The sequence below is a fragment of the Xanthomonas populi genome (genome assembly GCF_002940065.1).
Taxonomy (GTDB): Bacteria; Pseudomonadota; Gammaproteobacteria; order Xanthomonadales; family Xanthomonadaceae; genus Xanthomonas; species Xanthomonas populi.
In genome coordinates this window covers 1-15,474 of record NZ_MDEJ01000095.1, presented here as the reverse complement: position 1 = coordinate 15,474, position 15,474 = coordinate 1, and the positions used below count along the sequence as shown (strand labels likewise).

General features: G+C 63.7%; 11 protein-coding genes and 3 pseudogenes. 9 read left to right on the top strand and 5 right to left on the bottom strand.

Annotated elements, in window-relative coordinates; all coding sequences use genetic code 11:
- The 9 genes from XpopCFBP1817_RS22175 to tkt all read left to right on the top strand — a co-directional run.
- Positions 1–239: hypothetical protein (locus XpopCFBP1817_RS22175; RefSeq protein ID WP_208619625.1), on the top strand; the 239-nt coding region annotated here is incomplete at its 5' end.
- Entirely contained in the window at positions 236–1,255 is a 1,020-nt protein-coding gene (locus XpopCFBP1817_RS14610; protein ID WP_128417670.1) for an AAA family ATPase, read from the top strand. The genes XpopCFBP1817_RS22175 and XpopCFBP1817_RS14610, both read left to right, overlap by 4 nt.
- A gap of 22 nt (positions 1,256–1,277) precedes the next feature.
- Positions 1,278–2,240 carry a DUF58 domain-containing protein gene (locus XpopCFBP1817_RS14605; protein ID WP_128417669.1) on the top strand — a complete coding sequence of 321 codons (963 nt, stop codon included), beginning with the start codon at positions 1,278–1,280 and terminating at the stop codon, positions 2,238–2,240.
- Positions 2,241–2,242: 2 nt separating this feature from the next.
- On the top strand, positions 2,243–2,704 hold the full coding sequence (locus XpopCFBP1817_RS14600; RefSeq protein WP_128417668.1) for a DUF4381 domain-containing protein: 462 nt from the start codon (positions 2,243–2,245) through the stop codon (positions 2,702–2,704).
- Positions 2,701–3,708, top strand: coding sequence for a vWA domain-containing protein (locus XpopCFBP1817_RS14595; protein ID WP_128417667.1), 1,008 nt, complete (start codon positions 2,701–2,703; stop codon positions 3,706–3,708). Before XpopCFBP1817_RS14600 ends, XpopCFBP1817_RS14595 begins: the two co-directional genes overlap by 4 nt.
- Positions 3,705–5,558 (top strand): VWA domain-containing protein, encoded by a 1,854-nt coding sequence (locus tag XpopCFBP1817_RS14590; RefSeq protein WP_128417666.1) that lies wholly within the window; start codon positions 3,705–3,707, stop codon positions 5,556–5,558. The genes XpopCFBP1817_RS14595 and XpopCFBP1817_RS14590 overlap by 4 nt, the downstream gene beginning before the upstream one ends.
- Complete coding sequence (locus XpopCFBP1817_RS14585; protein WP_128417665.1) at positions 5,555–7,327, top strand: BatD family protein; 1,773 nt, start codon at positions 5,555–5,557, stop codon at positions 7,325–7,327. The genes XpopCFBP1817_RS14590 and XpopCFBP1817_RS14585 overlap by 4 nt, the downstream gene beginning before the upstream one ends.
- Positions 7,328–8,106: 779 nt before the next feature.
- Positions 8,107–9,387 (top strand): dicarboxylate/amino acid:cation symporter, encoded by a 1,281-nt coding sequence (locus XpopCFBP1817_RS14575; RefSeq protein ID WP_208619624.1) that lies wholly within the window; start codon positions 8,107–8,109, stop codon positions 9,385–9,387.
- 224 nt (positions 9,388–9,611) lie between these two features.
- Positions 9,612–11,612 carry a transketolase gene (tkt, locus tag XpopCFBP1817_RS14570; protein ID WP_128417663.1) on the top strand — a complete coding sequence of 667 codons (2,001 nt, stop codon included), beginning with the start codon at positions 9,612–9,614 and terminating at the stop codon, positions 11,610–11,612.
- A 98-nt stretch (positions 11,613–11,710) separates the two neighbouring features.
- Here the strand turns inward: tkt and XpopCFBP1817_RS23745 are convergent.
- From XpopCFBP1817_RS23745 to XpopCFBP1817_RS14545, 5 genes and pseudogenes are all read right to left on the bottom strand, one after another.
- Positions 11,711–11,881, bottom strand: a pseudogene (locus XpopCFBP1817_RS23745) (alpha/beta hydrolase); the annotation flags it as partial.
- Positions 11,882–11,909: 28 nt separating this feature from the next.
- Positions 11,910–13,006 (bottom strand): annotated as a pseudogene (locus XpopCFBP1817_RS14560) (IS3 family transposase).
- Between the two features lie 69 nt (positions 13,007–13,075).
- Positions 13,076–13,270 (bottom strand): annotated as a pseudogene (locus XpopCFBP1817_RS23140) (alpha/beta hydrolase); the annotation flags it as partial.
- Positions 13,271–13,387: 117 nt separating this feature from the next.
- Positions 13,388–14,110: a M23 family metallopeptidase gene (locus XpopCFBP1817_RS14550; protein ID WP_128417661.1), complete on the bottom strand. Its 723-nt coding sequence runs from the start codon at positions 14,108–14,110 to the stop codon at positions 13,388–13,390.
- 2 nt (positions 14,111–14,112) lie between these two features.
- Positions 14,113–15,036 carry a L,D-transpeptidase family protein gene (locus tag XpopCFBP1817_RS14545; RefSeq protein WP_208619626.1) on the bottom strand — a complete coding sequence of 308 codons (924 nt, stop codon included), beginning with the start codon at positions 15,034–15,036 and terminating at the stop codon, positions 14,113–14,115.
- Between the last annotated feature and the right edge of the window lie 438 nt (positions 15,037–15,474).

Sequence of the window (15,474 nt, the reverse complement as noted above, 5' to 3'; positions counted from 1 at the left end):
ATGCGCGCACTTGTTTCTACACGATCCGGGTGCAACCAGCTGATCTATCTCGGGAAAACGTGGGGAAACCTCAGAGCCTGCGTGCTCCCCGCCGAATGATTGCGATGCCTGGTGTGTGGGAGTGCCAGCAGGATGCCGGTCGTCAAACAGCCATCACTATGAAAGTGTGTCACTCACTGAACATCGCGGTGCCGCTCAGTGAACCAATCGCGCTCGAATCGGTCACACTGGTTCTATGAACTTACCGCCGCTGTTACCCCCAGAAGCCGCCGCCGCGCCCACCGAGGACCGGCTGCATCGTCAATTCACCTTGCTGCGCGAGTCGTTGGCGCAGCGCATCGTGGGCCAATCGGCGCTGGTCGAGCGGTTGCTGATCGCCTTGCTGGCCGATGGGCATCTGTTGGTCGAGGGGGCGCCCGGGTTGGCCAAGACCACTGCAATCCGGGCGCTGGCCTCGCGGCTGGAAGCGGATTTCGCGCGGGTCCAGTTCACCCCGGACTTGTTGCCTTCCGATCTGACCGGTACTGAGATCTGGCGCCCGCAGGACAGCCGTTTCGAGTTCATGCCGGGGCCGATCTTCCATCCTATTCTGCTGGCCGACGAGATCAACCGGGCGCCAGCCAAGGTGCAGTCGGCGCTGCTGGAGGCGATGGGGGAGCGCCAGGTCACTGTGGGTCGGCACACCTATGCATTGCCGCATCTTTTTCTGGTGATGGCAACGCAGAATCCGATCGAGCAGGAGGGCACGTTCCCGTTGCCCGAGGCGCAGCTGGACCGTTTCTTGATGCATGTGCGTATCGGTTATCCGCAGGCCGATGCTGAGGCGGAGATCCTGCGCCTGGCGCGCGAGGCTGCGCGCGATACGCTGGAAAAGCACGAGACGGTGCCCGACAAGATTCCGCTGGAAGACGTCTTCGCTGCGCGACGTGTGGTGCTCGACGTGCATCTGGCGCCGCAGCTTGAGCGTTATCTGATCGAGATCGTGCTCGCTTCACGCGATGCGCAGCGCTACGACCCGGCATTGGCGCGACGGATTGCCTGGGGCGCAAGCCCGCGCGGTTCGATCGCGCTGGAGCGCTGCGCACGCGCGCGTGCATGGCTGGCGGGGCGCGACTACGTGACCCCGGACGATATCCGCGCGATTGCGCCGGATGTGCTGCGTCATCGCGTGCTGCCGAGCTACGAGGCCACCGCCGAAGGCTGGGATGGCGAACGCCTGGTTGCCGCCTTGCTGGAAAAGATTCCGCTGCCCTGATCGGGTAGCGTGTCGCTGAGGTATGCCGCCCTCTGACCAGAATCCGATGTCTTCGATGCCGTCCTTCCCCGCTGCAATTGTTCCGTCGTCCGTCGCCGGTGATGGCCTGTGCCCGACGCTTGCGGAGCTGATCGCACTGCGCGGTACCGTGACCCATCGCGGCCAACCGGGCCGTGGCCGGCATGGGTTGGTAGGCCCGGTGCCGGCGGCAACGCGTGGGCGCGGGATGGAATACGCCGAATCGCGCGAGTACGTGGCCGGCGACGATGCGCGGCATATCGACTGGCGCGTCACCGCGCGCACCGGGCGAGCGCATACCAAACTCTTCCAGGCCGAGCGCGAACGCTTGAGCCTGATCGTGGCCGACACCGCGCCCTCGCTCTTCTTCGGCACGCGGGTGCGCTACAAATCGGTGCAGGCGGCGCGTGCGGGGGCCGTTGCGGCGTGGTTGGCGCAGCGCCAGGGCGACCGGATCGCCGCGTTGCGTGGCACCGACAGCGAAGCACCGATCGCGCCACGTTCCGGCCAGCGCGGTGTGCTGCCGGTACTGGACGCGTTGGCGCGCTGGTACGCGCAGCCACCGTTGGGCGATGCGGGGCTGGACGTCGCGTTGGATCACGCCGCAAGGTTGTTGCGGCCCGGCGCGCGGCTCACCGTGCTGGCCGATGCGCGTAGCGCCAGCAAGATTTCCGAGGTGCGTTGGTCGGGATTGGCGCTGCATCACGAAGTCGTGGTGATCGTGCTGGTCGATCCCTTAGAGCTATCGCCACCTGCCCGTGCACTCACCTTCGATGTGCGGGGCGAGCGCATTGCGATCGATTTATCCACACAGGCCGGACGCGCGCGCTGGCAGGCCGAATTCGTCGCGCCGCTGGAGCAACTGACGTCGGTATTGCAGGCACGCGGTGTGCGTTTGCATCGCCTGTCCACCGACGATGCCAGCGATGCCTGGTTGGGCGGCATTAGTGCCGTGCGGGGGCGATGACGATGGCGCCGCAATCGCTCGCGTTACGCGATGTCCATCTACCGCCGTCTCCGTCATGGTGGCCGTTGGCGTTGGGCTGGTGGTTGGTGATCGCTGCGCTCGTGCTGGTGCTCGGTACCGCATGGTTCTGGTGGTGGCGTCGTCGACGTCAGCAGCGCCGCTGGTTGGCGGCATTCGATGCTGAATTGCAGCGCGCGACAACTCCCGCGCAGCGATTGGCGACGCTGTCGGTATTGTTGCGGCGTGCAGCGCGTAGCGTCGATGCGCAAGCCGATCGGCTGCAGGGCGAGGCATGGCTGCAGTTTCTGGATGGCGGCAAAAGTAAGGTCCACGCGTTTTCGCAAGGTACGGGCCGGGCTGTGTTGGAGGGCGGTTTTCAACGCGCGCCGGCGGTGGCTGATCTGGATGCGGTGCAGACATTGGCGCGACAGCGTTTTCTGAGTTTGATGCGAGGCCAGCGATGAACTGGCTGCAGTGGTCGCAATGGCAGGATGCGCTGGCGCATTGCGCGTGGCCGTGGGCATGGTGGTTGATGCCGCTGCCGTTGCTGATGTGGTTCTGGCCGCAACGGCGTGCCGCTGCGGCTGCGCTGCGTGTGCCCTATGCCGATCAATTGCATGCGGTTGCACAGGCGCCACGTGTGCCGGCGCTGCGCATGCCGCGCTGGTTGGCGTGGCTTGGCTGGTTTCTGTTGTGTGCAGCGCTGGCGCGCCCGCAACAACTGGGCGAGGTGATCCAGCCGCCGCGCGAGGCGCGACAGATGATGCTGGCGGTGGATCTGTCCGGCAGCATGAGCGAGCCGGATATGGTGCTCGGTGGCCGTGTGGTGGATCGCCTGACGGCGGCCAAGGCGGTGTTGTCGGACTTTCTGGATCGCCGCGAAGGCGATCGGGTTGGCCTGTTGGTGTTTGGCCAACGCGCGTATGCGCTGACGCCATTGACCGCGGATTTAACCTCTGTACGCGACCAGTTGGCCGACAGCGTGGTGGGCTTGGCCGGGCGGGAAACCGCGATTGGCGATGCGATTGCGTTGTCGGTCAAACGGCTGCGCGAGCAGAAGCAAGGGCAACGCGTTGTGGTGGTGCTCACCGATGGCGTCAACACGGCGGGCGTGCTCAATCCGCTGAAAGCCGCCGAGCTTGCCAAGGCCGAAGGCGTGCGCGTGCACACCATTGCGTTCGGCGGCAGCGGTGGTTACTCGTTGTTCGGTGTGCCGATTCCGGCCGGTGGCAACGACGATATCGATGAAGCCGGGCTGCGCAAGATCGCCGAGCAGACCGGCGGGCGTTTCTTCCGCGCACGCGACACTGAGGAACTGGCCGGCATCTACGCCGAGCTGGATCGGCTGGAACCGGTGAAGGCAATGGGGCCGTCCGTGCAGCCGAGTGTGGAGCGCTATTACTGGCCGTTGGGCGCCGCCATCGTGATTGCGCTGTTGGCCTACGTGTTGCCGCGGAGATGGCGATGAACGCGCCGGCCGAGATGATGGGGGCGTTGCAGTCGCTGCATCTACTGCGTCCGACGTTGCTGTGGGCGTTGCTCGCGATCGTGCCGGCGGCGCTGCTGTGGCACCTGCGCCGACGCGATGCGGAGGTATGGCGGCACAGCGTGGATGCGCATCTGCTGCCCGAGTTACTGGTGTCCGGTGGCCGGCGCGGATGGCTGGGCTTCGTGCTGGCTGCGCTGACGTATGCGCTTGCGGTGGCGGCAATGACCGGACCGAGTTGGCGGCAGGTCGAGCGGCCGGTGTATCACTCCAGCATGCCGCTGGTGGTGGCGCTGGATCTGTCGTCCAGTATCAATGCCAACGATTTGCCGCCATCGCGCTTGCTGCAGGCGCGCGCGAAACTGGCCACGCTGTTGCGCAAGCGCGCCGGTGGCGAAGTCGCGCTGCTGGTCTATGCGGGCGAAACCTTCACCGTTGCACCGCTCACTGAAGACACGGCCAATGTGGCGTTGTTTCTGGATGCGTTGTCGCCATCGGTGATGCCGGTGGATGGCAAGCGCGCCGATGCGGCGATCGATGCGGCCACGCAGTTGCTGGTGCAGGCGGGCTTCAAGCAAGGCGACATTCTGTTGGTCAGCGATCGTGCGGATCGTGGGGCCGGAAGTTCTGCACGGCTGGCGCGTTCGCGTGGATTCAGCGTGTCTGCGCTCGGTGTGGGGAGCGAGCGCGGCGCTGCCTATCGCACCAATACAGGCGAAATCGCACAGGCGAAGCTGGACGAAGGCAGCCTGCGCGATCTGGCCGGGCAGGGCGGTGGGCGTTATGCGCGCATTGCAGCGGATGATTCGGATTTGCGTACGCTGTGGGTGCTCGATCCTACGCAGCAGCCCTTGGCCGATGAAGCGGCCGAGTTCAATGGCGGCAAGACCTGGCTGGACGAAGGCTACTGGCTGCTGCTGCCGGTGATGCTGTTGGCGCTGCTGGCGTTCCGACGTCGTGCGGTTGTGGCGGTACTCGCGTTGGTGTGTGTGTTGCCGTTGGCTCAGCCCGCGCACGCTGCAGAGAGTACGTTGTGGCAACGCGCCGATCAGGTGCAACAACAACGTCTGGATGCAGGCGTGCAGGCGTATCGCAAAGGCGATTTCGCTGCGGCACAGAAAGCGTTTGAAGGTGTGCCCACCGATGAGGGCCTATACAACCTTGGCAACGCGCTGGCCAGGCAGGGGGAGTACGACGAAGCGATTGCGGCGTACGACGGTGCGCTGAAGCAACACCCCGACCAGCAGGACGCCATCGCCAATCGTGCGGCGGTGGATGCGGCGCGCAAGCGTCAACAGCAGAACAACAAGGACGGCAAAAGTCAGGACGGCAAGGGCCAGTCCAAAGACCAGAAGCAAGCCGGTCAGAACAAGCCCGGTCAAAATCAGTCCGAGCAGAACAAACAAGACAACCAAAACGCTGGCCAGGACGGGCAGGACAAGCAGGACGCCCAGGGCAAACAGGACAGCAAGGACCAGCCCTCTCCAGCGCAGACGCCGCAGGATGGAAAGCCGCAAGACCAGCAAACCAAGAATGGGCAAGGCGAGCAGAGCAAGCAGGACGCGCCGCCGCAGTCGGCCGATGCGCAGGCGCAGCAGCAGGCCGATGCCGCGCAGCGGCAAAAGATGCAGCAGACGATGGCGCAGGCTGGCGACAAGAGCGCCGATGCAAATGGCAAGCAGGAAGCCGCAGCCGTCAGCGAGACGCCGGAACAGCGCGAGCAACGCCAGGCGGTGGATGCATGGCTACGTCGCGTTCCGGACGATCCGGGTAGCTTGCTGCGTACCAAATTCAGGCTGGAACACGAACGCAGGCAACGGGACGGACGATGATCGGCACACACCACTTACGTCGCGCGGCGATCGGGATGCTGGCCAGCATGGTGATGCTCGCCACCGCACCCGTCGGTGCGGTGACACGCGCCTGGCTGGACCGCGACAGTGCCAATGCCGGCGACGTGGTGATGTTGAATATCGAAACCGATCAACGCGGTGTCGATCCGGATTACACGCCGTTGCGCAACGACTTCGCGCTGGGTGCCGAGAGCGCCAATCAGCAGATGCAGGTGACCAACGGTTCGGTGACGGTGCGTGCATTGTTCGGCGTGGTGCTGACGCCGCGCAAGAGCGGTGAGCTGATCGTGCCGGCGATACGCGTCGGCAACGAGCGCACCGAGCCGCTGCGGTTGCAGGTGGTCGGGGCGGCAAACAATGCGGGCACCGGTAGCACCGCCAGTAGCGCCAGTAGCGCCAGTAGCGCCAGTAGCGCGCCAGGCGGGCCGAGTGCGGCGCAGGGCAATGAAGACGCCTTCGTCGAAACGCAGGTGGACGACCCGCAGCCCTACGTGCAGCAAAGTGTGGGCGTGGTGGTGCGCTTGTACTTCGCCACGCAGCTGGCCTCCGGCGAGCTGGATCTGGAAGCGCCCGATGGCGCATCGCTGCAGCGCATCGGCGATGACGTCAGTTCGGTCAAGCTGGTCAACAATCGTCAATACAACGTGGTGGAGCGGCGCTACTTGCTGGTGCCCGAGCGCAGTGGGCGTTTGCTGTTGCCGTCGGCGCGTTTCAATGGGCGTTCGGTCGGTGGTTTTTTCGACGATTACTTCGGTCGCGGTAATGGCGAGCTGACCGCGCGCAGCGCCAGCATTCCGCTACAGGTGCGTGCGCAGCCGGCCAACGCGCCGCAGCCGTGGTTGCCGCTGCGTAGTCTGCAACTGCGTTACACCACCACGCCGCAACGCGCGACTGCTGGTGAAGCGGCGCAGATCTTGGTGGAAGCCAGCGCGCGCGGCGCCACCCAGGCGCAGTTCCCGGAATTGCCTACTCCGAGCGTGCCCGACGCGCAGGTGTTTGCCGAGCCGGCGCAGTACGAAGAACGCTTCGTGGACGGTTCGCCGCAGCTGCGGCTGACCCGGCGCTATTCGATCGTGCCCAACCGCGCCGGTCCACTGGTGGTGCCGGGTTTGCAGGTGGCGTGGTGGGATGTGGGCGCGGCGGCGGCCAAGACTGCAGCACTGCCGGATCTCACGTTGGATGTGGCTGCGGGTAGCGGTGCGTTTGCGGCGCCCGCGCCCGCGCCGGTCGCGCGCACGTCGCCTGACAACGCTGCGCCAACTCCAGCAGCCAGCACGCTGAGCCTGCAGCAACCCGCCGCTGCGCAACGGCCGTGGGGCTGGATCGGCGCGGCGATCGGTTTCGCGTTGTTGTGGATCGCCACGCTTGCGTGGGCGTTGCTGCGTCGCGGCGGTTCGCGCGGTGCGCCGGTGACCAAGGGCAGCGATGCACCCGCCTCCGGTCGGCGTGCTACCCATGGTGTGGCCGAATTGCGGCGCGCGCTCGATACCGGCGGGATGGACGATGTGGCGGCGGTACTCTGCGGCATGGCCGGTGTTGCCGACATCGACAGCGTGCTGGCCGCGTTGAGCGACCCGGCCCAGCGCGCAGCAGTGGCGCAGATGCAGCGCGCACGCTGGGGCAGCGATGGCGATGTGGCCGCCGCACGTACGGCGTTGCGCGAGGCTTTTTCCAAAAGCCCGCGTTGGCGCCATGCAACGGCTGCGGAACCGGAGGTATTGGCGCCGCTGTATCCGCCAGCGCCTTGAACGGTTGCGCTGCATCGGCAGCGGTTGGCAGGTTCTGGATAGTTGCAAGGCTGTGTATTGCTGTGACGCCTTGATTTCGGTTACACGTGGGTTGCTGACTGTGTTGGTGAAAGCAGAGCGCTGGGGCTGCGGTTTGGCTGCAGGGCCCTTGCCCGCCCACCATCGGGGGACACGCCGCAAGTACGTCCTTGTAGGCTCTTACGCGGCATCCATGCCGCGTAAGGTCCCGCGACGGTGAGCGGGCAAGGACCAGTCGAGATGGTCGGTGTGCATGGTTGCAAGCAGGACATGACGTGCGTTGTTTGGATGACGCCGGGTCCGATCAGCTTCCTAACGCAAGCCGAGCAACAGGCAGGATTTCAAAGAAACCGCCTCCAAACTCCCTTGTGCGGTGTCCTTGCCGCTTGCGGGACCGTGTGGCGGCATGGATGCCGCCACCGAGCCTCCACGGACGGATTCACGGCGTGTCCCGCGAGCGGTGAGGGCGCCGCGCCCTCGACTAACCCGGGCTTTTGAACTGCTTTTGACTGGATCTAAACGATGCGACGACTCGAAATCTTTGTTGTCTTTGAGTGGTTGGACACTGCGGATACATCACTTACAGAGCGGCTGATCCGCGGCCTAGTCGCAGGGTCCTTGCCCGCTCCAACGCCGGCATCACCTGACGTCGAGAAGGACATCTACCCTCGGGCAGGTGCATGGGGGGACGCTGGGTAGCTGGCCGCATCGATGGCGTTTGTTAAGCTACGGCCTTTGTGTCCAGATCAAGGCCCGACCAGATGACTGAATCCCCAGCCGCCCGCCGCCCGGGCCTGCCCCTGCATTGGAAGATGGGCATTGGCTTCGCCGTCGGCCTGTTGTTGGGTCTTGCCGTCTACTACCTGGCCGGCAGCGACGCCGACTGGGTGCGTGTGGTGACCAAGTACGTCACCACGCCGTTCTCGCAGATTTTCCTCAATCTGATCTTCATGCTGATCGTGCCGTTGCTGTTCTCGGCATTGGTGATGGGTATTTCCGAAATGGGCGACATCCGCGCGCTCGGGCGAGCGGGTTGGCGCACCTTGGGCTACACCATCGTGCTGTCCGGCGTGGCGGTGTTGCTGGGCCTGGTATTGGTGAATGTGCTCAAGCCCGGGGCGGGCGTGGATCCGCAACTGGCCAACCAGCTGATCCAGGAAAACGCCGAGCGCACCCGCGAGATCATTTCCAGCTCCGGCACTCAGCCGCAGGGCATGGACATGCTGTTGTCGATCGTCCCCAGCAATGTGATCGCTGCGGCGTCCAGCAACGGCGCGATTTTGTCGCTGATGTTTTTTGCGGTGATGTTCGGCGTGGGCATGGTGCTCACCGCCGATGAAAAAGTGGCCACGCTCAAGCGCGGTATCGAGGGCATCTTTGAAATCTCGATGACTTTGATCGGCCTGGTGATTCGCCTCGCGCCCTATGCGGTGGCGTGTTTCATGTTCAATCTGGCCGCGCTGTTCGGCTTCGATCTGCTGATCCGCCTAGGTGCCTATGTGGGCGTGGTGGTGTTGGCGCTGGGCCTGCACATGGTGGTCAGCTACGGGCTGGCGGTGAAGTTTGCCGGGCACTCGCCAATCCGGTTTTTCAAGCAAACCCAGGAGGCCACGATGATGGCGTTCTCCACCGCGTCCAGTAACGCGACCTTGCCGACCGCCCTGCGCGTGGCCGACGAGATGGGCCTGCCGCCGCGGGTGTCGCGCTTTGTGCTGACCGTGGGCGCTACCGCCAACCAGAACGGTACCGCGTTGTTCGAAGGCGTGACGGTGATCTTCCTGGCGCAGTTTTTCAACGTGGACCTGAGCATCGGCCAGCAGTTTACGGTGATGCTGGTCTGCATCTTGGGCGGTATCGGCACCTCAGGCGTGCCGTCCGGCTCGCTGCCCGTGGTGGCGCTGATCTGCGCAATGGTCGGGGTCAACCCGGTCGGCATCGGCATGATTTTGGGCGTCAATCACTTCCTGGATATGTGCCGCACGGCGTTGAATGTGACCGGCGATCTGGCGTTGACGACCCTGGTCGCCAAGGACGAAGAATAGGGAATCGGGAGTGGGGAATCGGTAAGCCGGGTGTTGCGAGCGTCAGGTGTGCTGCGAGACCTTGCTGTGTCGCAGCAGGAGGTGTGCCACGCGTGTAATCACCGACCAACGGGCAACACTGCATCCGATTCCTCATTTCCGACTCCCCATTCCACTAAAGCGCTGTGTGGGAGAATAGGTGGCTACGCTGTCAGCGATGTTCCCCGCCGCTTCCATAGACGCCCATGACCCAGTCCACCCGCCGCCAGTTGGCCAACGCCATCCGTTTTCTCGCCGCCGATGCGGTTGAAGCCGCCAAATCCGGCCATCCCGGCATGCCGATGGGCATGGCCGATATCGCCGAAGTGCTGTGGAACGATTTCTTCCGGCACAACCCGAACAACCCGCAGTGGTTCAACCGCGACCGCTTTGTGCTGTCCAACGGCCACGGATCGATGCTGCAGTACGCGCTGCTGCACCTGTCCGGTTACGACCTGCCGATCGAGCAGCTCAAGCAGTTCCGTCAGCTGCACAGCAAGACCGCCGGCCACCCCGAGCGCAGCGAAACCCCCGGCATCGAGACCACCACTGGTCCGCTTGGACAGGGCTTTGCCAATGCGGTCGGGTTTGCGCTGGCCGAGAAGTTGCTGGCGCAGCGTTACAACCGCCCGGAGCTGGAAATCGTCGACCACCGCACCTGGGTGTTCATGGGCGATGGCTGCATGATGGAAGGCATCTCTCACGAAGCCGCCTCGCTGGCCGGCACCTGGGGCCTGGGCAAGCTCGTCGCGTTCTGGGACAACAACCACATCTCCATCGACGGCAATACCGATGGCTGGTTCAGCGACAACACGCCGGCGCGTTTCGAGGCGTATGGCTGGCATGTGGTTCGCGATGTGGACGGACATGACGCGGCCAAGATCAAGGCCGCCATCGCAACCGCGCTGGACAACACCGACAAGCCCACGTTGATCTGCTGCCGTACCAAGATCGGCTTTGGCGCGCCCACCAAGACCGGCAAGGAATCCTCGCATGGATCGCCGCTGGGCAAAGAGGAACTGGAAGGCGCACGCAAGGCGCTCAATTGGCCGTACGGCCCATTTGAGATTTCGGAAGAGATCTACGCCGGCTGGCGTGCCAACGGCACCGGCACGCTGCATCAGGCCGAGTGGGAGCAATTGTTCGACAAGTACGGCAAGCAGTATTCGGCCGAAGCTGCCGAGTTGACCCGTCGTTCGCACGCCGAGCTGCCGGCCGACTTCATTGCCCAGGCCGATGCCTACATCGCCAAGGCGCAGCAAGACGGCCAGACTATCGCCTCGCGCAAGGCCTCGCAGCTGGCGATCGAAGCGTTCGCGCCGCTGCTCCCCGAGTTGATCGGCGGCTCGGCCGATCTGGCGCATTCCAACCTGACCTTGTGGAAGGCCAGCAAGTCGGTAGCCATCGACGACCCCGATGCCAACTACGTCTACTACGGCGTGCGCGAGTTCGGCATGACCGCCATCGCTAATGGCTTGGCGCTGCATGGCGGCTTCATTCCCTTCGACGCCACCTTCCTGGTGTTCAGCGATTACGCGCGTAACGGCGTGCGCATGAGCGCGTTGAACCCGGCGCACGCCATCCATGTGTACACGCACGACTCGATCGGCCTGGGCGAAGACGGCCCGACCCATCAGCCGGTGGAACACCTGGCCTCGCTGCGCTACATCCCCAATAACGATGTGTGGCGTCCGGGCGATGCGGTGGAATCGGCGGTGAGCTGGAAGGCCGCCATCACCCGCAAGGACGGCCCGACCTGCCTGGTGTTCAGTCGCCAGAACCTGCAGCATCAGCCACGCAGCGACGCGCAGCTCAAGCTGATCGAACGTGGTGGCTACGTGCTGGCCGATGCCGAAGGCGGCGTGCCGGACGTGATCCTGATCGGTACTGGCTCTGAGGTTGGCCTGGCGGTGGAAGCCAAAAAGACCCTGGATGCGGCCGGTTTGAAGACGCGTGTGGTGTCGATGCCCTCCACCGATGTGTTCGATCGCCAGGATGCGGCCTATCGCGCGTCGGTGTTGCCGAATGCGGTGCGCAAGCGCGTAGCGGTGGAAGCGGGCGTGACCGGCTTCTGGCGCAAGTATGTGGGCCTGGATGGCGATGTGGTCGGCATTGATACCTTCGGTGCCTCGGCACCGGCGGAGCAGCTGTATGCGTACTTCAAGATCACTGCCGAGCATGTGGTGGCGGCGGCCAAGGCGCTGTAAGGCTTTGCGTCTTGCTTGAAAGAAAAGCCGGCGAAAGCCGGCTTTTTTGTTGTGTCTCGTGAGCAATGCGTCATCGCGCAACGGAAGCGTTGTGCGCTTCAGTGCGTGTCGTTCGCCAACGCCGATGCGCGGATCCTGGTCAGCACCTTCAACTGTGCGTCCAGCATCGGCGGGTTGGGATCGTGCCCGGTGCGTGGCAGCAGCAGAAATTCCTTGGTCGGGGCAGAAAGACCCTCGAAATAGACTTTGCTGATTTGCGCTGGAGTAACCTCCCCCCGCCCTGAGTAACGGCCGGGTTTAGAGTCCGGGGGGAATGATAGCGGTGTTGGCCAGATGTTGGGCATAAGCAGCAGGTGCGATGCCGCCGATTGCGTTCTTGGGTCGGTCCTCGTTGTCTTCGCGTCGCCAGCGCTCGATCTCGGTGCGCGCATGCAGCAGTGTTGGCAACCAGTGTTCGTTGAGGCATGCGTCGCGTAGCCGGCCGTTGAACGATTCGACGTAGGCGTTCTGGTTTGGCGTGCCGGGCTGGATGAGCCGTAGCTGCACACCACGGGCATGCGCCCAAGCGACCATCGCCTTGCCGCAAAATTCCTTGGTCTGTACGGATGACTTGAGGCAAACCGCGACTGTGCGCGAGCCGATCCAGCACGCGCGCAACGCCGTGTCCCGAGATCGCGCGCTCCACGTCGAGGGCGAGCGCTTCGTGTGTTGCATCATCCACGATCACCAGGCACTTGATGACTCAGCCTTCGGCAGTGCGGTCGAACACGACGTCCATCGACCACACCTGGTTGGCCTGCGATGGCCGCAGCAGCGGCTGGCGCTCGCCTACCGGCACCTTCTTGCGCTTGCGGCGGCGGACTTGCAGCTGCTGCTCGCGGTAAAGCCGCTCCACACGCGTGTAGTTCACGAGGCGTCCTTCTTGGCGCAGTTTGAGATAGATCATCCCCACGCCGTAGCGGCGATGGCGACGTGCCAACGCAAGAATGCGCTGGCGCAGCTCGATGTTGCGGTCTTCGCGCGGGCAGTAGCGCAGCGCACTGGCGCTCATGCCGATCGCTGCCAAGGCGCGACGCTCGCTGGCGCCTTGCCCACTCCACTCGCGCACCAGCGCACGACGCGCCGGTGCGCTCACCACGTTTTTCGCAGCGCATCCTTGATCAAGCCGTTCTCGAACAGCTGCTCGGCCAGCAACTTCTTCAGCCGGGCATTCTCGGACTCAAGGTCTTTGAGCCGCTTGGCATCGGGCACGCTCATCCCGCCGAACTTGCTGCGCCACAGGCAGTACGAGGCCTCGCTGACGCCGTGCCGCCGGCATAGGTCCTTGATCGCTATCCCGCTTCGGTGTCGTGCAGGAAGCCGCTGATCTGTTCTTCGGGAAAACGCGTCTTCACGTCCAATCTCCTCGGGGTAGGGAATTGGACTCCAAATTAGAGCACTCCTCAAAATCGGGGGGACGTCGCGCCCTGAATCACGTAGACCGGCATGGCGAACTGCGGCCCGAGTTTGCGCAGGTCGATCTGCGTGCCGATACCGTCGCCTGCCAGCCCGACAAACTGCAGGAAGCAATAGTCTTCTCCGGCTTCATGGGCTGCGCGGTAGTCAGGCGTGTCGTATTCGGCGGCGAAGGTGAACCAGTCTTCCGGTGCTGGGTCGGTGAACGCGCAACCTAAATTTAATCAATGACCGACAAGGCTGGCCCTCCCAGAGCGATGCAGGCATTCGATTGATCAAGGTGGTGCACTTGATTCTTGAGACCACCCTGTGTGACCACATCACTGCAAGGTCTGGTCGCCATGTAACACGGGATACGGATTCAACACTTCTCCCTTCCACCATTCTTTTTCCGGCCCGAGGCGATGGATCTCGAAATGCAGATGCGGCGCGGCAGGATCTGCATTGCCGGTGCTGCCGACATAGCCGATGATCTGGCCCCGCTTGATTGGCTGTTTTTCAGCCAGACCATCTGCGTAGCGCTCCAGATGCGCGTAGTAGTAGCAATACGTGCCATTCGGGTCGAACTGATACAGCGTCAGGCCGCCGCGTTCGCTGTGGAAGAGTTTTTCGACCGTGCCGTCTGCAACTGCCACGACCGGTGTTCCGGTCGGTGCGAGGATGTCGATGGCATCGTGCACGCGGCCTTCGCTGCGTGCGTCGGTGAAGATATCCTGCAGTTGGCTGCTGCTGATGCCTTGTACCGGGATCAACAAGCCAGTGCCTGAAACTACGGTGTCAGCAGATGGTGCGGGCGTTGCTGGGACAGGCGTGTTGACTGACGCCGCATTGGTTGCCGGCGCCGCGGCAACGGCTAGCGCTGGAGCAGAGGACGCTGCCAGAGCAGAAGATTCCACAGATTCGGTGCTCGCGGCGTTGCGCTGTGTTACCAAGGGCGCAGAGAGCCATGGCTCTACGACCGCCTGCGGCGCCTCACGTTCCAGCCACCAATAGCCAGCGGCACCGAGCAACACACCTGCGACCAGCATCATCAGCAGTTTCATGCTTACTCCTGCATCACCACCGGCATGGACGGGCCGACCACGCTGGCCAGATTAACCACGTCCCAGTTGGTCATGCGCACGCAGCCATGCGATTCGGTCTTGCCGATGTTGCCCGGTTCCGGCGTGCCGTGCAGACCGTAATGCGGCTTGGACAGATCGATCCAGACGCGGCCGACCGGGTTGTTCGGGCCTGCCGGCAAGGTGGCCTTTTGATCGCCTTTCTTCGCGTCCCAGAACAGCTTGGGGTTGTACTTGAATACCGGGGCGCGCGAGATGCCCAGGATTTTCCAGCGGCCGATCGGTAGCGGATCGTGCTTGCTGCCGGAGGACACCGGGAACTGCGCATAGACCTTGCCGTCCGCATCGAACAAGCGCAGTGTCGATTCGGATTTATCGAGGACCAGCTTGGCCGGCTTGGCCAGTGCAGGCACACCGTCGATGTTCGGCACCTGGATCACGCCGCCGGCCTTGCTCAGGTCCACGCCTGGGTTGAGTTGACGCAGCAGTTCGGGATCGGCATGGAACCGCTCGCCCAGCGCCTCATCCACCGAGGTATAGCCGAGTGAAGGCAACTTTGCTTGCTCGGCCGGTCCCTTGGGGATCGGCTGGAACGGGCCGGCGACATCGGCATCGGTGAGCGTGTATTTCACCAGCGCCGGCGTGGTGTCGGCCTGCAGGGCCTGCCAGGTGGCGTCATCCAGCTCGCCGGTAACCTTGACCTTGTGCGCGGCCTGAAATCCGGAGACCGCACGCTTTTGATTGGAACCACGTTCGCCATCGATCTGCCCCGGCGAAAAATGCGCGCGATCCAGTAGGACTTGCGCGTGCAGGTCCGAACGCGGGCCGGTCGGTACGAGCGTTGCAGCAGGTGTTGCTGCAGGCGCAGGTGCCGCGACGGGCTGCGGTGCCTGCGCCAGTGCGGACAGGCAGGCGCCTAGCGCAAGAGTGAGCAAGCAGATGCGAACATAAGGGCGTGGGGACATGAGCAGATCCGTAGGAAACATGTGGCACATTGTAGGAGCTGGCTGCGTCTTCCGCGTGAAATGCCTGCACCGCGACTGACTGGGGCGGCGGTATCCATGCAGGTCACCTGCCGTCTCTGGCGTTGTGGCTGCGTTGTTCCCATCTGTCCACGCTATCGGTCTGGGCGCGTGTTTCAACTGGAGTGTTCTGGGTCTGGCGGTGAAATTATCTGCTACATCGCCTGTTCGGGTGATTGGCGGGGTCAGCCGAATCGTATCGCCACCAGCATTTTTGTTATACCAGAAGAGGATTGGTGGGTTCCACGTTGAATTAAAGGAGCCTCTAAAAACCCCAGCAATCTGCCATCATTGACTTGACGCCCTGCCAGCGGAGAACGACAG